Here is an 18,577-nt window from a genome sequence, read left to right on the forward strand (position 1 = left end):
CATGACACCGACCAGCACCCGCCTACTCGCCATCTCACTGCTGCTCATGAGCGCCGCCGCCCTGGCGCAGGAGAAACCGATGCAGACCGTACCCCAGGTCGACCTGGCCCGCTTCATGGGCCCTTGGTATGTCATCGCCAACATCCCGACCTTCGTCGAGAAGGGCGCCCACAACGCCGTGGAGTCCTATGCCCTGAACCCGGACGGCACCATCGCCACGACCTTCAGTTTCCGCAAAGACGCCTTCGACGGCCCCCAGAAGGAATATCACCCCAAGGGCTTCGTCGTCCCCGGCACCGGCAATGCCCGCTGGGGGATGCAGTTCATCTGGCCCTTCAAGGGTGACTTCCGGATCATCTGGCTGGAGCCCGACTACGGCATCACCGTCATCGGCCGCGAGAAGCGCGACTATGTCTGGATCATGGCCCGGCAACCCCAGATCCCCGAGGCCAAGTTCAAGGAAATCGAGGCCTTCCTCAAGGGCGTCGGCTACGACACCGCGCAACTCCAGCGGGTTCCGCAGCGCTGGTAGTGAAGCCCACCCGCGGGGGCCGCGGCCTCCTGCGGTCTTTTTCATTCCGGCACTCGAAATCCCGCCCCGTATCGACGATGATTCGCCCACTGACCCTCGCCGCGCGCGGCCAGGGTCACCAGCGCCAGCCACACCACCCTTAGGAGAGCCTGATCATGCGCCCCACGCTGCCCATCCTTGCCGCCTGTTTCAGCCTGGCCCTCACCGGCGCCGCCCTGGTCCGGGCGGAAACCGAGTCGGAAAAGCTCTTGGATCAGTCCTCGTTCGCGGAGTCGGAGGACCCGACCCAGGTCCGGGAAGAGAAGGCGATCGAGCGGAAGGACGGGATGAACGCCCCCCAGGACCAGGCCGCCGATGCGGGCAAGAAGGCCGCCGCGACGCGGGCCCTGGATGCAGCGACCGGCGCCGCCGGTGCCGCGGTGGTGCCGAACAAGTGACCTGAGGCCGACGGGCGCTGGACTGACGGCCCCGCGACCACGATTCAGCCCCGATCCGGAGCCGACCACCATGACCAAAGCCCCCCTGCACCGCCGACCGGCAGCGACGCCAGGCGCCCGGACCCTGAGGTCCCTGCTTGCCGCCCTGGCGCTCGTCGGCTGCGCCTCCTCGCCCAGCACCCCCACCGGCGTCATCTCGATCACCGTCAAACCCGGCGACACCGGGAGTTGCGAATCCACGCCCTGCCAGGTCCGGCTCGTCATGCCCCCGGGGACCGGCACCTACGAGGTGACGGGCAACGAGGTGCGGGTCGGCACCTTCCCGGCGGGTCAGACCGTGAATCTCGGCGGCTACTGGAACTCCCAGAAATTCGCCATCGTCGGGGCCGGCGTGAAGCCCGCCTATGTCTATGTCCCGTCCGACCTCTGAGCAACCCCCGGCGCCGGCCGGGATCATCGCTCCGATCGCCGCCCATCGCCGGGCGCCGAACCCCGTTTGCTGGAGTTGCACCCATGGCGCATCCTGGTCCCAGGTCTCACCCGCGGCGGCGGGGGCTCGTGCGGCCCCTGGTGCCCCTGGTCCTGTGGTGCTGCGCCCTGGGGCCCGGCATGGGCGCGGCCGCGGCCCAGGTGGAGGTGGCGGCGGAACTGGAGCGGATGATGACCCAGTACGGCTTCGCGATGAAGCCGGCCGACCTGGATGCGACCCGCGACAAGAAGGCGCGCGCCGAGGAGGGCGCGGAAGTGCTCCCGCGCCTGCGGGTGCTCCTGGAGGGATTTGACCACATCATCGTCCAGGCGCCGCAAGGCGGGGTCGAGCGCGTTCTGATCCTGGGCGCGAAGACTCCTTACTCCCCACCGGCCCCGGCCACCGCGACACCTGGGGCCGCCGACCCCGCGGGCGCCGCGGGCGAGATCGTCCTCGACACCCAGCGCGTCGGTTCCTCCCACGCCGTCACCCTGACCCTGGAGGGTGAAGATGGCAGGCGCGTTTCCCGGGTCCTGTTAGTGGATACGGGGGCCGACTATGTGGTACTTCCGAGCTCGCTGATCGCACAGCTCGGCATTCCCCCGGAGGGACTGCGCCAGCAGCAGGTGCAGACCGCCAACGGCAACGTGGAGGCGGCGCTCGGGACCCTCCAGGCGGTCTGGTTGAAAGATCAGCGCGTTACCGGGGTCCCGGTGGCCTTCATCGAGGATGGGAGGCTCGGCGGCAACGCCCTGCTGGGGATGAGTCTGCTCGGGCGCTTTCGCCTCACCATCGAAGACGAAAAAAACCGCCTGCTGTTGGGGACGAAGTGATCCGGGCGCACCGCGACGGCATGCGCCGATTCTGGCGCTATCACCCGGATCGGTGGACAATCAGCGGACAATTTTCTGGCTGGACTCACGGGAGACTTGATCCTTGGTCAATCGTTACGCCTATAAGCCCGGCCGGACGGCGCTGGCGATCTATGTGCTCGTCGCCGCGGTCCTCGCCGGGGCCATCAACGCCACCATCGTCTTCTCGGATGCGGCCGAGTGGACCGAATCCCTGAGAAAACCGGCCTTCGCACTCTCCGGGTTGCAGATGGGGCTGGTGTGGGAGGTCCTCTTCGCCTGCATGGCCGCCGCCTACTGGGTCGTGCGCCGCACCCCGCCGCTGCCGGAGCGCCGTGCCGCGTCCATCGCCCTGCTGGCGATGATCCTCGTGGTCATGGCCTTTCCCTTCTACGCCCTACTCCCGCAAAGCCTGCTCAACAGCTTTGTCGGGACCTTCGCCTCCGCCTTCATCGCCTGGATCGTCTGTGGCGTGGTCTTCGTCAACAGCAAGCGGGCCGGCCTGCTGTTGCTGCCGCTGGCGCTGTGGCTGAGTTTCGCCTCGGTGGTGGCCTTCAATGTCCATCGCCTCAATCCGCCGGTCAGTCTGTTGGGCTGACGGATGAACGACCGACAACTGCTGCGCTACAGCCGTCAGATCATGCTGCCGGCCTTTGGCATCGAGGGCCAGGAGCGGCTGCGCCGGGCGCGGGTGCTGGTGGTGGGGCTCGGCGGGCTCGGATCGCCGGTCGCGATGTATCTGGCGGCGGCCGGGGTCGGCCGCCTGGTGCTGGCCGACTTCGATGCCGTGGACCTGTCCAATCTCCAGCGCCAGATCCTGCACACCACCGAGCGTATCGGGACGCCCAAGGCGCAGTCCGCGCGGACCACCCTGGCCGCGCTCAACCCCGAGGTCGAACTGGTGCTGGTCAAGCGCAGCCTCACCATCGATACCCTCCCCGGTCTGCTGACCGACGTGGACCTGGTGGTGGACTGTTGCGACAACTTCGACACCCGCTTCGCGGTCAATGCCGCCTGCGTGGCGGCGTGTAAACCCCTGGTGAGCGGGGCCGCCATCCGCCTGGAGGGACAGGTGGCGACCTTCTCGGGCCAACCCGGCGGACCCTGCTACCAATGCCTCTTTCCCCGGGATGGCAGTGCCGACGAGACCTGCGCCGCCCACGGCGTACTGGCCCCGGTGCCCGGTATCATCGGCAGCATCCAGGCGACCGAGGCAATCAAGGTCCTGACCGGCCTGGGGCAACCCCTGTTCGGACGCCTCCTGGTGCTCGATGCCGCCGTCATGCAATGGCGCCAGATCCGCCTCGTCGCCGACCCGGCCTGCCCGGTCTGCGCATTAGTCACGGTCACGCCCGAGCGTCAGGCCGAGCCAGGGCAGCGCGAGTAGGACCATGAAGATGGCGGCATTGGCCGGGATGTGCAGATTGGCGTCGGTTGCGGAGTGGATCAGGATCGCGGTGATGCCCATCAGGCTCGCAAAGGCCATGCCGCGGCACAGGGCGTCCTCGCGACGCCAGAGCACGTGCAGCGCGGCCGCCAGTGATAAAAGGACCACGCCGGCCAGGGGCACTACCCCAACGATCCCGTATTCCAATTGAAACTCCAGCAGGTCATTATCCGCGTGCGCGAAATGCAGCGGGATCGACTCCGCGTCGCGGTAGGCCGGGTAGACGACGGAGAAGCTCCCACCCCCGCTCCCGAACCAGCGATAGTCGCTCAAGTAGGCCGCTGCCCGCACCCCCAATTGATAGCGCGCATCCTCGGTCAGCACGGTCTGCTCCAGGCGCTCGCGCACCCGATCGAGCCCGAACCAGGTCCCCAGGATCAGCAGGTCTACCGCCACCAGACTCACCAGTAAGATCAGCACCGGCCTTGGCGAGCGACGGAAGCTCAGCATGCCAATCGCCCCGGTGACCCCCAGACTGATGAAGAAGGCGGTATTGCCCATGCGTGAGGCAGTCATCACCAGCGCGATGACGAGGATGGCGAGGTAGATGCGTAACCGTGCCTTGCGCCCCAGCACAGTCCTGACCCAGGCGCGCAGCCGCTTGCGCCAGTTGGAGGCGTCACCTGGCTCGGACAGGTCCGCGACCAGCAGGCCGATCCCCAGGGCCAGCGCCATCTCCAGGTAGCCGGCCAGGTGATTGGGGTTGACAAAGGTACCGTGGGCGCGTGCCCCGGCGTCGATGAACAGCCAGGAGGTTCCGGCGAGTGCCAGCAGGCTCGCCAGCATGGCCTGGACGACCGCCGCGAGCACCAGGGTACCCGCCAGGAGGCGCAGGCGTCGGCGGCTGCGCACTAACAGCAGCACCAGCACAAAGACGCCGGTCAGGGCCAGACCGAGACGCCACGCGATCAGCGAGCCGTGGGGGGCCATGCTGAGCGGTGCGTACCCGGGGGGGCGGCGTCGCCCAGGGCCAGCGAGGTGGCCGCCCACTGCCGCGCAGCTGTCGGCGACAGGACCTCGAGCCAGTGCCAAGGCAGCGGCAGCAGTTGCAGCAGGCCGAAACCAAGCCACAGCAACAAGGCCGCGGTGGCAAGTCGTGCCTTCATACCCGCGCTGGTCAGCCAGACGCGGGCGCCGACGGCGAGCACGAGCCAGACCGCCGCCAAACTGAAGATACCAACCTCAAGCAGGGCGCTCGCCCAAGGTCGGTTGCTGCCCAGCGGCAGGGGCGCCCAGACGAGGAGGACCAACAGGGCGTAGAACAGCCACCGATCACTGGAGCCCAGATAGGGCGCCCAGCGATCCTGCAGGGAGGGCCTGTCGCTCATCGCAGGCCCGCCGCGCGGGCGCGCAGATCCGCGTAGAGGCGCACCAGCGCGGGGTCTGATGCCAACAGGGGCTCGACCAGGGCACCGCGATGCAGACGCACGGCCTGCTCGAGCAGGTGGTGGGGATCGCGCCGCAGGCCATGGCGCAGGAGCGCCAGGACCTCCCGTCGGCCGTCCGGCTCAAGCACGGGCCAGGCCGCCAGACCCAGGTCGACCAGGGCGCCCAAGGATACCGGCTCCGAGCGGCCCAGCTCGGCCGCACGGGCATAGAGCCGGTTGAATGCTCCGCCCCACCGGCCGAGCTTGAAATCGATGCGTAACACCGAGGTCAACCCCAGGGGCCAGGTCGGGCGCTTACGAACCCCCTCGACATAGCGTGCGCGCGCCTGCGTCAGGAGCCGGTGCTCCAGGTCGGACCGCGGCGCGGCCTGCCCGGCCTGGCGTTCCAGGTAAAGCGCGAACTGATCGGCGTGACGCGGGTCGGCGGGCTCCAGGCGCCGGGCGAGCGCCAGCAGGCGGCGGATCGCGTGGTCGTCTGCCCCCCCGGTGACCACCCCCACCCCAGGCGCGTGCTCACTGATCCGCCCCGCCTGCCAGGCGGCCGCACTGGCGAGCGCACTCGCCAAGCTCCAGCAACAGGCCAGCATGACCAATCCCAGCAGGGTGCCAACCAGGCCCCGGCGCGCCCGCACCCTCACCCCGGCTTGCCGCTGTCGCGGTAATACTGGGTATAGCCCCGGTATGCATAAGAATAACGTCGGTAGCGGCCATAGCGGTAAGACCCGTACCGGGTGCTCTTGGCATTGTCGAAGTGGTTCAGCACCGCGCCGATCAGATGCGCATCGACCCGGCGCAAGCGCTTGACCGCGAGTTGTACGAGTTGACGCGGCGTGGCGTCCGCGCGGACGACGAAGACCACCGCATTACATAGGCGCGAAAGGACCAAGGCGTCGCTCACCGCCTGGGCCGGGGCCGAATCGAGCACGATGCGGTCGTAGCGCTGCGCCAATTCCTCCAGGGTCTTCTCGAAGCGCTGGGAGGAGAGGATCTCCAGTGGGTTAGGCGGCGACACGCCGGCCGGCAGGACGTGCACATTCGTTCCCTCCAGGGGGTGAATGCACTCATCGAGCGGCGTGGTACCGGCCACGCAGTTGGACAGACCCGGGGCCTGCGCGGGCAGCCCGAGACGCAGGGCCACCGAGGAGCGGCGCAGATCCGCGTCCACCAGCAGTACTCGCTCCAATTGACCCAGAGCGGCGGCGAGATTGATCGCGACGGTGGTCTTACCTTCCCCGGGAACGGTCGATGTAACCAAGAGAACCCGCTGTGGATTATCGAGCCCGGACAGAGCCACGGCGGTCCTGACGGTGCGGATCGCCTCCGCGAAGTCACTCTTGGGGGAGTCGAGAAAGATCCGCTCGGGCCGCCCCTTGCGCAGCCCGCGCCGGCCCAGGAGTGGGACCGTCCCCAGGGTGGGGAGTTGGGTGTACAGCTCGACATCCTCGGCGTCCTTCAGCGTGCTGTCGAGGTAGTCCTCGAGCACCGCGAGCCCGGCGCCCAGGACCAGGGCCAGAAACACCGCGATGCCCACGATGCGCGCCTTGCGCGGCTCGATCGGCGCCCGCGGGACCCGTGCGGCATCAATGACCCGGGCGTTGGTCGACTCCACGTCTGCGCCCAGATCGGTCTCCTTGAAGCGCTTCATGAACACTTCATAGAGTTGGCGGTTGGTTTCCACCTCGCGATCGAGCGAGCGCAGGGTAAAGGTCTTGCGGCTCACCTCCTGGGCGCGTGACTTCATCGCATCGAGTTCCTGCTGGAGCTGATCCGCTCGCGACTTGGCGATGTCGTATTCCTTCTTGACGCCGGCCACGGTGTTGTCGATCTCGAAGCGCAGCTTGGCACGAATCGTATTCAGATCGGAGCGTGCCGCTGCCATCTTCGGATGCTGGGCACCATAACGCTCGGCCAATTCCGCAGCGGCACGCTCGGCCTTTACCTCCTCGGTCTTGAGTGCCTGGACGGTCGAGTTGCGGATCACGACCGGATTGGAACTCAGTTCCGCGCTCGCCAGGTCCCGGAGTCTACGCACCTGGTCGAATTCGTTGGCCAAGCCGTCGCGTTTGGCGCGCGCCTCGACGAGGCGCGCGGCCAGGTCGCCGAGTTCCCGATCGGTCAGGTCGAGACCGCTCTTCACGTCCACCAATCCCTGTTGCTCGCGGTAACTCTGAAGCTTGCGCTCGGAGGAGTCCACTTGGCCGCGCAGACCTTCCAGGCGCCCCGTCAACCAACCGGCGGCCTTTTTGACCTGTTCCAGGCGGGTCTCCAGCCCAAACTCGATATAGGCATCCGCATAGGCCGCGGCAACGCGGGCAGCCAATTCCGGATCATGTGAAGTCACCGAGACCCGAATCATCTCCGACTCCGGCAGCACACTCGCCTGCACCTGTCCCGCCAGGGCCTCGACCACGCTGCGGTGGACGTCCTCCTTCGCGATGGGCGCCGGGTCCTGGTCGGACTCGAACCAGTCCGGGAGCAGGCCGCGCAGACTCAACCGAAAGCGCGCCCGCCGCGGCGCCTCCTGGCGGGGATCGAACTCAGGATGGGTCCACAGGTCCAGGCGCTCCGCAACGCTCTGCGCAAGCGCCTGGGACTTCAACAGCAAGATCTGCGTCTCGAGGTAGGTCTGACCCGCCAGAAAGGAATACCAACCGCCCGCCGGATCCTTGTCGACCGGGCTGAAGCCGCGGCGGCTGGTGTCGATCAGGAGCGTGGTCGAAGCCGTGTACAGCGGCTCCAGGGACTGGGCTACCAGGCCGGCCAAAAGGCCGATGGCCAGTGCCAGACCGACGATTTGCGGCCATCGCCGAAACAGGATTCGCCAATAGGTCGCCGGATTGAAGGCGTCGCTCCGCGCGGTCACGGTCACCGCTTCGCGTCCCTGCGCGGCGGTATCGACGGGTACCTCCAACTGATCCTCGTAGCGATTGATCAAAAGAAGCTTTCCTTGACGATCACCGTGTCGCCCGGCCCAATGCTGTCGTCCTGCCCCACCTTACGCTCCTGCTTGGCGGCCCCCTCCGAGACCACGAAGACCTTACTGCGCGAGGCGCGCTCGGTATAGCCGCCGGCGACCGAGATCGCCTTACGCACGGTCAACCCCGGCAGGTACGGGAAACTCCCTGGGCGATTGACCTGTCCCATGACGAAAAACTCCCGATAGGCCTCGATGCTCACGCTCACCCGCGGGTCGACCAGATAGGGCCCGCGCAGCCGCCCGGTGACCAACTGCTCCAACTCCCCCGGGGTCAGGCCCGTGACCTTCAACTCCCCAAGCAAGGGGTAAGAGATGGTACCCCGGGCGCTGACCTGGCCGGTCACGGTCAGGTCGTCCTCGCCGAAGACGGCGATCCTTACCTTGTCCCCGGCGCTCAAGCGATAGCTCTGCAGGTCGTCGCCACCGGTGGCCAAGCCGGAAAAGAGCAGGATGAGGCAGGCGCCGATCAGCAGCCGGGACCAGCGGGTGCGGTGCATATAGCGAAGAGAGCGGACCGGCAAGACAGCAAGCGGATTCATGGGATCGACCAGGTGGAGGGTTGAGCAGGCGCCGTACTGCACTCAAGGCAGCCTCCGTGACAAGGCTCCCGGACACGGGATCAGTACGCGGTGCGCATCGAGAACAGCAGCACATTGTCGGTGTAATCCGCCGCGTCGAGGGGCACGTCGGAGGTACGTGCCTCATAGGTATAATTGACCCCGAGTTCCAGCCACCGCCGCATCTGATAGAAGACCCCCCCGGAAGCATTGTAACGATGGTCCGTGCGCGCCTCGCCGATATATTTGTCATTGGTGCCGAGCAGCCCGACCCGGGTATAAAGGCGCGGCTGCCAGTAGTACACCCAGTCCAGATTGACGAGGCTGACCACAATCGCGTCGGCCAGGCCCGTGTTGGTTTCGGCCGGGGTGCGTTCAGTCACCAGATTGAACGTGGAATAGGTGCGGGGGCGATACTGGAGCTGGGCCGACCAACCGAAATCGCTGACATTCTCCCGCTGGCCCGCCGCGAAGTTCTTGCCCAGCCAACCCACCTTCACGGTGCCGCTGGTCTTTGCGGTGGCGTCCCAGGTGACGCCCGTATAGAGGGTCATTTGGTCGCTATCCAGGGTGAGCGCACCCGGAGCCTGCCGCGTGTAATTCACCTTTTCCCAGGCCGCATCAAACAACAGCGACACCTTGGGGCTGACCCGCGTGTACAGCGTCGCCCCCAGGACGGGCCGGTCGTTGTCGCGCACCTCCTGGTTGTTGTTCAAGTAATGACGGGTCCGGTAACCCGCCATCAGATCGAGACGGCCGCGCGCCCCCGGGGCACCATAGCTGTAGCCGAGCGTGACGCGGTTCGAATCCCAGAGGTCGGGATGCGGGTAGAAAAAGTTGGCGCGCGAGGAGTCCACCGGCGAGCCCGAGCCGCGGCGGTCGTGCCAGTACCAATACTGGTAGTTGAAGGTGACGCGATGCCGCAACCCGAACTCCCAATTGGCGTTGGCCTGCGCCTGCTGATCCGTGAAGTTGTCGGCTGGGCTCGCGCTGACGATGCCGATGCGGGCGAAGTAGGACAGGCTGTATGAATCCGCCCCCTTCAAGGCCGTGAGGCGGATGCCCGGCTCCACGACCGTTTCCCAGGTAGACAATCGCCCGACGCCGCCCAGGCCCGCAATCGCATTATCGAGACGCACGTCGTTACTGGTCTTATAATAATTGGATTCGTAACCCGCGAGCAGATTGAGCCACGGATAGGCCCGAAACCCGCCAAGATCGAATCCGGTTCCGACCGGCTGACCGAGCGTGGTCCCCGGAACCGCGCAGATCGCCAGGACGCCGACAAGCATGAAGGGGCGCAGCCTTACCATTGAAGGGATTCTCCGCAGTATTGGCGATCAGGACCGAAACGGCACTCAGTTGGGGCTGGCAAAACCACCGGGGTCCGCGCGCTGGTCCAGGGTGTGGTCGAGGTAGCCGCCGCCGACCAGGGCCTGGGTGTAGAGTATCCCGTAAATCGCCTCGTCGGGCTCGGCGTAGGCAGGAACTTCCGGAAAGCTTCGCTCGGCCAGGGAGCGCCGCTCGTCGATGTAGCGTCGATATTCGTCATCAATGAGTCCTTTCTGCATCATACGTTCCAGCCGCTCCCGCTCCAGGTCGCGCTGCGCCTGGGTTGCCGTCGTGGCCCCGGCAGCCGGGGCCCCGTCCAGCGGCGCGGCGCGGCGGCGGCGCTCGATCTCCGCGGCCGCTGCCAGTACGCCCGCGTCGATCAGGTATTTCGCCGTCGGCCCCTTGATCATCAGCGCACGCGTGGCGACTCGCGCGGCCACACCCGACGCGTTGCCGTCCTTGCCACAGGCGAGGATGGTGTCGCGTACCACGGTGAAGACGTCAAACCCGCTGAGCAGCAGGGCCTCGGTGAGGTCACCCGTGTCAGTCGACTCTGAACACAGTTCGGAAATCCGCTCCTCCGCCCCCGCGGCGCGCGCACCCGAGGCGGCCAGCCGATCGGTCAAGGCCCGCACCGACGGTGAGATGAAGGCGGCGTTCGTGACGCCGGCGGTTTGGGCAAAGGCGGGCGCCGCGGCACTCAAAACCACAACCCCAAGTATGCAAGTGACGATCTTGAAATTCATGTTTCCGACTCCGGCAGTGCACACGGCGTGCTGATCTGATACGACCCAACAGACCAACCTGGACACCAACGTCCTAATTCTGGCACATTTCCCGGCAAAAGCTCCAGAGCCGTTGCGCCCGTTGCACGCACCAGGCGTTTCAGGGCGCCCTGCACCAGTCCTTAGGGCGCATCTGGTCCGCCCTGAGTTGGGGACTGAAGTACAGATCGGCCGCATCAAGGTCCACCGCGGCGCCCGCGGCATCCACCAAGGGCCGCTCGTCGTCCTTCCAGCCCCGCAACCCGGTCCGCAGCGAGGCGACGTCGGAAAAGCCTAGTATCAACAAAGCATTGGCTGCCAAGACGCTACGATAGCCGGAGCGGCATACCACCACCAGTTCCCGCTGCCGCGCCCGCACCAGTTCCGGAACCGTCTCCTCATACTCCCACTCGCAGGCGGACTCCAGTATGCCGCGGGGGACAGACAGTGAGCCCGCGATGTGCATGGCCGCAAATTCGTGCGGCTCGCGGACATCCACGATCAACAGGTCAGGGTTCTCTTGCCGGCGCTCCGCCAGGTCCCAGGGCATGATCTCTCTGACGTCTTGCAGGCAGCCCCGGATAAGCTCGATAAAATTTTTCATACAGCGGTCTGACTCGCGGTGGGTTTCAGGGTGGCGGCGCTGCCCTCACGCTGTTGCAGGTCCCACATGGCTGCGTAATGGCCGCCGGCCTCCAGGAGTTGCCGGTGGGTCCCCTGCTCACGGATGCGCCCCTGCTCCATAACCAGTATCCGGTGTGCCTCCACCACCGTGGACAGGCGGTGGGCGATGACCAGGGTGGTGTGATTTTCCGCCACCTCCGCCAGGGTCTGCTGGATCGCCTGCTCGGTGTGGCTGTCGAGCGAGGAGGTCGCCTCGTCGAAGACCAGGATGCGCGGGCGCTTGAGGATCGCCCGGGCGATGGCCACCCGCTGCTTCTCCCCGCCCGAGAGCTTGAGTCCACGCTCGCCCACCAGCGTCTCCCAGCCGTCCGGCAGACCCTCCACAAAGGTGCGTATATGGGCCATCTCCGCCGCCCGCTCGATCTCCGGGCGCGTCGCCGTAGGGCGCCCGTAGCGCAGATTGTAGTAGATGCTCTCGTTGAACAGGACCGTGTCCTGGGGAACGATGCCGATGGCGGCACGCAGGCTGGCCTGGGTCAGCTCGCGCAGGTCCGCGCCATCGATCAGGATACGCCCGCCGGTCACATCATAGAAGCGGAACAGGAGCCGCGCCAGGGTCGACTTACCGGCCCCGCTGTGGCCGACCACGGCCAGGGTCTGACCGGGCTCGATGCGGAAGTCCAGGTCATGGAGGATGCCACGCTCCGGCTGGTAGTGGAAGTCCACATGCTCGAAGCGGATCCCGCCCTGGCCGGCCGGGAGCGCGCGCGCCCCCGGGCGGTCCGCGATCTCGGGTTGGCGCTCCAGGAGCTTGAAGACCAGGTCCATGTCCGCCAGGGCGTACTTGATCTGGCGATAGACGATACCCAGGAAGCCGAGCGGGATGAAGAGTTGGAGCAGCAGGGCATTGACCATCACCAGGTCGCCGACGGTCATGGTCCCGCCCACCACGGCGCCGGCGGCGAAGACCATCAGGAGTGTCACCCCCAGGGCGATAATGGCCCCCTGACCGAAGTTCAGGACCGCCATGGAGGTCTGGCTCTTGACCGCCATCTCCTCCCAGGCGGCCAGGGTGCGGTCGTAGCGCGCAAGCTCCATGCCCTCGTTGCCGAAATACTTCACCGTCTCGTAGTTGATCAGGCTGTCGAAGGCCTGGGCGTTGCCGAGCGAGTCCAGGCGGTTCATGTCGTGGCGGTAGTCCATGCGCCACTCGGTGATGGCGAAGGTGAAGGCGACATAGACCGCGGCCGTGCCGAAGGTCACAAGGGCGAACACCGGCGCGTAGCGGCCAAGCAGGACCACCGCCACCAGGGCGAACTCCACCAACACCGGCAGGACGCTGAAGACCATGTAGTTGACGATGGTGGACACCGAGCGGGTGCCCCGCTCCAGGTCCCGGCTCACCGCCCCGGTGCGCCGCTCCAGGTGGTAGCGCAGGGACAGGGTGTGCAGATGTTCCAGCACCCGGGTCGAGAGCCGCCGCATGGCCCGGTAGCGCACCCGGGCGAACACCACGTCGCGCAGCTCGTTGAAAAGCGAACTGCCGAGCTTGAGCGCCCCATAGGCGAGCAGGAGCGACAGCGGCAGGACCAGGGTCTGGCCCCGGGTCCCGCTGAAGGCGTCCACGATCCCCTTGAGCACCAGGGGTACGCCCACGTTGGCGACGCGGGCCAAGACCAGACAGACCAGTGCCGCGACCGCCCGCCCGCGAAACTCCCAGAGATAGGGCAGCATGGCGTGCAGGTTGCCCCAGTCGCGACGGTCACTGTGGACGCGCTCGGTACTGATGATTCGTGGTTGCATCGGGTCTGGTTGCGTTTGGGCCGCGCGGGTGTCAATTTACACGGCGGTGCGGGGTCCGCCGTCGTGCGCGGCCCCGGTGAAGTAAGGTCATCGCTCGATGAGGACGGATAATGACAGATCATACCCCGGCCGACACGGATTGCAGCCGCCAGGAACCCTATGCCCTGCAGGTCCTGGGCGAGGAGATGGCGCCCGAGTTCCCACACGGCTGCATCGTGATCGTCGCCCCCGGCGACCGGCGCGACCCCGGGTCCTATGTGTTCGCGCAGGTTGCGGGGGTGCGCTGGTTCCGCAAGTATGTGCGCGACCCGCAGGGGGCCGAGTATCTGATCGCGGAACACCCGGATTATCCGCCGATCAGCCTTGCCGGGCGCGACTGGGACGTCCTCGGCGTCATCGTCCAGCGCAATATCCGGCGCCGGATCAAACACTACCCTTAGCGAGACCGACAGCGGCGGCAAGCCGCTTCCGCGGTTTTCAGCCGCCGACGCGCTCCGGCCGCAGCGACGCCATGTCGATGACGAAGCGGTATTTTACGTCGCTGCGCAGCATCCGCTCATAGGCCTCGTCGATCTGCTGGATCGGGATCATCTCGATGTCGGAGACGATGCCGTGTTCGGCGCAGAAATCAAGCATCTCCTGGGTCTCCCGGATGCCGCCGATCAGCGAACCGGCCAGGCGGCGGCGCTTGAAGATCAGGTTGAAGACGGTCGGCGACGGGTGCGGATTCTCTGGTGCCCCGACCAGACACATGGTCCCGTCGCGCTTGAGCAGCTCCAGATAGGCGTCCAGGTTGTGCGGCGCGGCCACCGTATTGAGAATAAAGTCGAAACTGGCAAGATGCTGCTTCATTTCATCAGGGTTTTTCGAGATCACGACCTCATCGGCACCCAGCCGACGGGCATCGGCCGCCTTACCCGGCGAGGTCGTGAACAGCACCACATGGGCCCCGAAGGCATGGGCGAACTTCACCGCCATGTGGCCCAGGCCGCCCAGACCGACCACGCCGACCTTCTGGCCCTTGCCCACCTTCCACTGCCGCAGCGGCGACCAGGTGGTGATACCGGCGCACAGCAGTGGCGCGACTCCCGGCAGGTGCAGTTTGTCCGATACCCGCAGCACGAAGTGTTCATCCACCACGATGCGGTTGGAGTACCCGCCATAGGTCATTTTCCCGGTATGCGGGTCCGGGCTGTTGTAGGTCAGGGTGAAGGTCGGGCAATATTGCTCCAGGCCGTCGCGGCAGTCAGGGCAGGTCCCGCAGGAATCGACCATGCAGCCCACCCCGGCCAGATCGCCAACCTTGAAGCCCTTGACCTCGCCGCCCACCGCGGTGACCCGGCCGACGATCTCGTGGCCCGGCACCACCGGATAGACACTGTTGTGCCATTCGTCGCGCACGGTATGCAGGTCCGAATGGCACACACCACAATAGAGGATCTCGATCTGCACGTCGCGCGGGCCGGGCGCGCGCCGCGCGAAGTCGAAGAGAGCGAGCGGGGCGGTCGCACTGTGGGCGGCGTATCCAAGCGTAGGGGTCATGACGAAGGCGCTCCTCAAATGGAAAGTTGATAATGCGGCAGCCCGGTCGACGGTCTTGATCATGATTCCGGTCGCCGCGCGCGGGGCCGTTATCGCGGCCTGGGGGCCGCTCCTACGGGGGTAGGAGCGGCCCCCAGGCCGCAACGGGTAGCCGCAAGGGCGAGTGGGCGGCGCCATGATCAAGGGCCCGTCCAACGCTGGTCGCGGCCAAGGCTTGCGCGCTCAGGTCGGCAGCGGGGCGGAAGGGGGCGTGGAGCGTTGAAAGACGGCCCAATCATGCGACGCACGCCAAACGGCGCTCGCCGATGGCCTTCAGGTGCCACTCCCGGGACTGTTTATGGGTCCGCGCCGCCGCGCTCACAAGGTCGCCCCGCCCCGGGTGCGATCGGAACTGAAGCTACTGGACGTTCTCACGGACCGGGCGTCGTTGTCGTTGTCGTTGTCGTAATCGTGGTCGGATTATTCGATTACGACAACGACAACGTACCCGGGATCTCGGTCACCACATCACCTCTGATCTGATAGCACCCCCCGCCCCACCGGATTTGCCGTGACCTGCCCGCGTCGTTCCGGCAAGATGGCGACACTCCCCCTCGGCACGCGGCACCGGCCCGATGAATCTGCAAACCTACACGCTGATCCTGCGCCTGCTGCTGCCGTTCGTGTTGCTGCGACTCTACTGGCGCAGCCTCAAGGCCCCTGCCTATCGGCGGCGGATCCGTGAACGCCTGGTCCGCGACGCGCCCCCCACCGCGCCGGCCGCGGTCTGGGTCCATGCCGTCTCGGTGGGAGAGGTCCAGGCGGCGGCACCGCTGATCAGACACCTGTTGACCCGCCAACCACCGCTCACCGTCCTGGTGACCACCACCACCCCCACGGGCGCGGCCCGGGTGGGGGAACTGTTTGGGGATGCGGTGACACATCGCTACACGCCCTATGACCTGCCCGAGGTCGTCGCACGCCTGCTTGCCCGGATGCGGCCCCGGCTCCTGATCGTCATGGAGACCGAGATCTGGCCCAACACCCTGGCCCAGTGCGGCGCCCACGGCGTTGCCGTAGTGCTCGCCAACGCCCGGCTCTCCGCCCGATCGGCCAAGGGCTATGCGCGTCTGGCCGGGCTGACCCGGGAGACCCTGGGGCGCTTCGACCTGATCGCCGCGCAGGCGCAGCCGGACGCCCGGCGCTTTCTGGACCTGGGGGCGGACCCGCGGCGGGTGCGGGTGATCGGCAGCATCAAGTTCGATCTGCGGCTGCCGGCCAGCCTTCAGGACCAATCGGAGGTGCTGCGTCGGACCTGGGGCGGCGAGCGTCCGGTGTGGGTAGCGGCGAGCACCCATGAGGGCGAGGACGAACTCATGCTGGCCGCCCACCGCCGGCTGCGCGCGCGCGTCCCAGGGGCCCTGCTGGTGCTGGTGCCGCGCCACCCGGAACGCTTTGAGCGGGTCGCGAACCTGGTGACGCGCGCTGGGTTTGAACTGGTGCGGCGCAGCACCCGGACGCCCTGTACGCGGGAGAGCGCAGTCTTCCTGGGCGACAGCATGGGGGAACTGCCGGTCTTCCTGGCCGCCGCGGACGCCGCCTTTATCGGCGGCAGTCTGGTGCCCATCGGCGGTCATAACCCCCTGGAGGCCGCCGCCGTGGGGGTGCCGGTGGTCACGGGCCCCCAGGTCTTCAACTTCGCGGCAATCACCGAGTTGCTCGTAAGCGAGGGGGCAGCGGTGCAGGTGACGAGCGCGACGGCCTTGGCGGACCTGCTGGGCGACTGGCTGACCGACGCGGCCCTGCGCGCACGCATCGGCGAGCGCGGACGGCAGGTGGTCGAGCAGAACCGCGGCGCCTTGGCGCGGCTGATCGAACTGATCGAGGAGCGGTTACCGGCGGCGACCGGCGCCTGAGCCGCACGCTTTATCCAGGATCACCCCAAGATAGAGTATTTGGCCGCAAATGAACGCAAATAAGCGCAAATAAACCGACTGGTTGGCATCGTCGCGGGCGTCACCCGGACGGTGAACATGCAATAAAGGCCCAGCCTCTGATTATTTGCGTTAATTTGCGGCTAAACTGCTTTTTCTGGGATCACTGATTCCGGATCAGTGACAATCGCATTTCTTGGCCGAACTGTGCATAACATGCCAGTCGGCTATGACCACTCCAACCCCTTCCGCGCGTTCATTTTCCTGCCGATTGTTATAGACTGTTACGCCTAGTGGGTAACAGCCCATAACACCCAAGCCCGTTACCCGAGGCGTTACCCGGGGAGCGCCCCGGGTAACATCCCGGGCCATGACAGGAACCGCGACCATGCCAAAACTGCGCCTGACAGATGCTGCCGTGAAGCGCGTGAAGGCCCCTGACGGGGCCGACCGTGCCGAGTTTTGGGATACCACACAACCCGGCTTTGGACTTCGCGTGTCGGCATCTGGCGCCCGTTCGTGGATCCTGATCGTTCGTGCCCTCAAGGCCGGCGCATGGATGCAACAGCGGGTGACGCTCGGGAGGTATCCGGCGGTCAGTCTCGCTGAGGCCCGCGCCCTGGCGACCGAGGCCCGGACCATGGCGGAACGGGGGCAGGACCCTGCGCGGGTTGTGCAGGACCGGCGGGAAGGGCAGGCATCGGCAAGCCGCAACACCTTTGCCGCGGTCCGTGACGAGTTCTTGGAGAAGTACCGCGGACGCCAGCAACGCCGACCGGCCCCCCGCACCCTGAGCGAGATAGAGCGCGCCCTATCGTCAGACCTGTTCGCCGCGTGGACTGATAGGCCGCTGATAGAGGTCGCCAAGCGTGACGTGTTGGACGTGCTTGACGCGCTGGTTGAACGTGGCGCGGAAGTCATGGCGAACCGGACGCTCACCTATCTCGGTACGCTATGCAAGTGGGCACTGGACCGGGAAATCATCAAGACCGATCCTACCGACGGCATCAAGAAGCCCGGCGCCGAACGAACCCGGGAGCGGGTACTATCTCCAGGCGAACTGTGTGTTATATGGCGAGCCCTGGCAGAGACTCAGGCCCATCGTGAATGCTTGTTCGCGGGTATGGTCAAGGTTCTCGCACTGACCGGGCAACGGCGCGATGAGGTGACGGGGTTGCGCTGGTCAGAAATTGACGGCTGCACTTGGACCCTGCCCAGTTCCCGGACGAAGAACCATCGCGAGCATGTCGTTCACCTGTCGGCGCCCGTCTTGGAGATCCTTGAAGCGCGCAAGTCTGAGCAGGATTCGATGGGGATAAAATCTGACTTCGTGTTTACTACATCCGGCGCAAAGCCTGTCTATGGCTGGTCTTGGTACAAGGCCAAGCTTGACGCCTGTGCCAATCTCGCCCCGTGGACCTGGCACGACTTGCGCCGGACGCTCGCTACTCGCCTTGCAGAGGACTTGCGGATTCCGCCACATGTCATAGAGGCCACGCTGAACCATGTGTCGGGCGCCCGCGCTGGCGTTGCTGGCACCTACAACCGAGCCTTGTATCTGGACGAACGCAAGACCGCGTTAGATGCTTGGGCAGGCTACGTGCTGCGCCTGGTAGGCGAGGCCGAACTGAGTAACGTGGTGGAGTTCGCGCGGAGATAGCCGGCTGCCGACCCGGGCAAGGCCCCCGGCCGGCTCGCCCTGGTCCCCGGGTTCGAGCGGGTGACGGCCCTCCCGGCGCCGACTGCCGGGTCACTGCCGGCGGATCGGCGGCCCCGTGGTGGAGGTCGCGCCGCACCTGGCGGACCGCACCGCGACACCCAGGCCGCGGCCGTCCCCTCCTGACCTGGCCACCGAGCCCGCGGCCGTCCCCTTCAAGCTCGCCCTGGTCCCCGGCTTCGAGCGGGTGACGGCCCTCCCGGCGCCGACTGCCGGGTCACTGC

General features: G+C 66.5%; 19 protein-coding genes. 9 read left to right on the forward strand and 10 right to left on the reverse strand.

All coding sequences use genetic code 11. The annotated features are described in order from the left end of the window. The first annotated feature begins 1 nt into the window (after position 1). The 6 genes from THSYN_RS24300 (at position 2) to THSYN_RS24325 (ending at position 3,676) form a co-directional block, all read left to right on the forward strand. Positions 2-532, forward strand: coding sequence for a lipocalin family protein (locus tag THSYN_RS24300; protein WP_100921418.1), 531 nt, complete (start codon positions 2-4; stop codon positions 530-532). Positions 533-687: 155 nt separating this feature from the next. After that, the gene (locus THSYN_RS24305; RefSeq protein WP_100921419.1) at positions 688-969 is read left to right on the forward strand and encodes a hypothetical protein; all 282 of its coding nucleotides are present in this window, start codon (positions 688-690) and stop codon (positions 967-969) included. Positions 970-1,039: 70 nt separating this feature from the next. Then, positions 1,040-1,399, forward strand: a complete 360-nt coding sequence (locus THSYN_RS24310) for a hypothetical protein (protein WP_236848669.1) — start codon at positions 1,040-1,042, stop codon at positions 1,397-1,399. A gap of 83 nt (positions 1,400-1,482) precedes the next feature. Next, positions 1,483-2,271 carry a retropepsin-like aspartic protease family protein gene (locus tag THSYN_RS24315; RefSeq protein WP_100921420.1) on the forward strand — a complete coding sequence of 263 codons (789 nt, stop codon included), beginning with the start codon at positions 1,483-1,485 and terminating at the stop codon, positions 2,269-2,271. Positions 2,272-2,374: 103 nt separating this feature from the next. Continuing rightward, the gene (locus tag THSYN_RS24320; RefSeq protein ID WP_100921421.1) at positions 2,375-2,887 is read left to right on the forward strand and encodes a tryptophan-rich sensory protein; all 513 of its coding nucleotides are present in this window, start codon (positions 2,375-2,377) and stop codon (positions 2,885-2,887) included. A gap of 3 nt (positions 2,888-2,890) precedes the next feature. Continuing rightward, positions 2,891-3,676, forward strand: coding sequence for a HesA/MoeB/ThiF family protein (locus THSYN_RS24325; protein ID WP_100921422.1), 786 nt, complete (start codon positions 2,891-2,893; stop codon positions 3,674-3,676). On the opposite strand, the gene THSYN_RS24330 is transcribed toward THSYN_RS24325, so the two are convergent. From THSYN_RS24330 to THSYN_RS24370, 9 genes are all read right to left on the reverse strand, one after another. Continuing rightward, the gene (locus THSYN_RS24330; protein WP_100921423.1) at positions 3,626-4,666 is read right to left on the reverse strand and encodes an O-antigen ligase family protein; all 1,041 of its coding nucleotides are present in this window, start codon (positions 4,664-4,666) and stop codon (positions 3,626-3,628) included. The two genes, THSYN_RS24325 and THSYN_RS24330, sit on opposite strands and share 51 nt — an antisense overlap. Next, positions 4,645-5,064 carry a hypothetical protein gene (locus THSYN_RS24335; RefSeq protein WP_100921424.1) on the reverse strand — a complete coding sequence of 140 codons (420 nt, stop codon included), beginning with the start codon at positions 5,062-5,064 and terminating at the stop codon, positions 4,645-4,647. The genes THSYN_RS24330 and THSYN_RS24335 overlap by 22 nt, the downstream gene beginning before the upstream one ends. After that, the gene (locus tag THSYN_RS24340; RefSeq protein WP_157817906.1) at positions 5,061-5,762 is read right to left on the reverse strand and encodes a hypothetical protein; all 702 of its coding nucleotides are present in this window, start codon (positions 5,760-5,762) and stop codon (positions 5,061-5,063) included. The genes THSYN_RS24335 and THSYN_RS24340 overlap by 4 nt, the downstream gene beginning before the upstream one ends. Beyond that, positions 5,759-8,059: a GumC family protein gene (locus THSYN_RS24345; RefSeq protein WP_100921426.1), complete on the reverse strand. Its 2,301-nt coding sequence runs from the start codon at positions 8,057-8,059 to the stop codon at positions 5,759-5,761. The genes THSYN_RS24340 and THSYN_RS24345 overlap by 4 nt, the downstream gene beginning before the upstream one ends. Continuing rightward, positions 8,056-8,640, reverse strand: a complete 585-nt coding sequence (locus tag THSYN_RS24350; RefSeq protein ID WP_236848670.1) for a polysaccharide biosynthesis/export family protein — start codon at positions 8,638-8,640, stop codon at positions 8,056-8,058. The genes THSYN_RS24345 and THSYN_RS24350 overlap by 4 nt, the downstream gene beginning before the upstream one ends. Positions 8,641-8,720: 80 nt before the next feature. Further along, a complete protein-coding gene (locus tag THSYN_RS24355) occupies positions 8,721-9,971 on the reverse strand; it encodes an outer membrane beta-barrel protein (protein WP_100921427.1) in 1,251 nt (416 codons plus the stop codon). 45 nt (positions 9,972-10,016) lie between these two features. After that, positions 10,017-10,736, reverse strand: coding sequence for a hypothetical protein (locus tag THSYN_RS24360; RefSeq protein WP_100921428.1), 720 nt, complete (start codon positions 10,734-10,736; stop codon positions 10,017-10,019). Positions 10,737-10,875: 139 nt separating this feature from the next. Then, entirely contained in the window at positions 10,876-11,358 is a 483-nt protein-coding gene (locus THSYN_RS24365; protein ID WP_100921429.1) for a rhodanese-like domain-containing protein, read from the reverse strand. Next, the gene (locus THSYN_RS24370) at positions 11,355-13,181 is read right to left on the reverse strand and encodes an ABCB family ABC transporter ATP-binding protein/permease (RefSeq protein ID WP_100921430.1); all 1,827 of its coding nucleotides are present in this window, start codon (positions 13,179-13,181) and stop codon (positions 11,355-11,357) included. Before THSYN_RS24370 ends, THSYN_RS24365 begins: the two co-directional genes overlap by 4 nt. 110 nt (positions 13,182-13,291) lie before the next feature. Here THSYN_RS24370 and THSYN_RS24375 point away from each other — a divergent pair, with 110 nt between their 5' ends. Next, complete coding sequence (locus tag THSYN_RS24375; protein ID WP_100921431.1) at positions 13,292-13,621, forward strand: S24 family peptidase; 330 nt, start codon at positions 13,292-13,294, stop codon at positions 13,619-13,621. Between the two features lie 37 nt (positions 13,622-13,658). On the opposite strand, the gene THSYN_RS24380 is transcribed toward THSYN_RS24375, so the two are convergent. Then, positions 13,659-14,723 (reverse strand): NAD(P)-dependent alcohol dehydrogenase, encoded by a 1,065-nt coding sequence (locus THSYN_RS24380; RefSeq protein ID WP_100921432.1) that lies wholly within the window; start codon positions 14,721-14,723, stop codon positions 13,659-13,661. A gap of 614 nt (positions 14,724-15,337) precedes the next feature. Here THSYN_RS24380 and waaA point away from each other — a divergent pair. Both waaA and THSYN_RS24390 read left to right on the forward strand, forming a co-directional pair. Continuing rightward, positions 15,338-16,618 carry a lipid IV(A) 3-deoxy-D-manno-octulosonic acid transferase gene (gene waaA / locus THSYN_RS24385; protein ID WP_100921433.1) on the forward strand — a complete coding sequence of 427 codons (1,281 nt, stop codon included), beginning with the start codon at positions 15,338-15,340 and terminating at the stop codon, positions 16,616-16,618. A 406-nt stretch (positions 16,619-17,024) separates the two neighbouring features. Continuing rightward, positions 17,025-18,296 carry a tyrosine-type recombinase/integrase gene (locus THSYN_RS24390; RefSeq protein ID WP_172965329.1) on the forward strand — a complete coding sequence of 424 codons (1,272 nt, stop codon included), beginning with the start codon at positions 17,025-17,027 and terminating at the stop codon, positions 18,294-18,296. The last annotated feature ends 281 nt before the right edge of the window (positions 18,297-18,577 follow it).

The organism is Candidatus Thiodictyon syntrophicum, from assembly GCF_002813775.1.
GTDB lineage: Bacteria > Pseudomonadota > Gammaproteobacteria > Chromatiales > Chromatiaceae > Thiodictyon > Thiodictyon syntrophicum.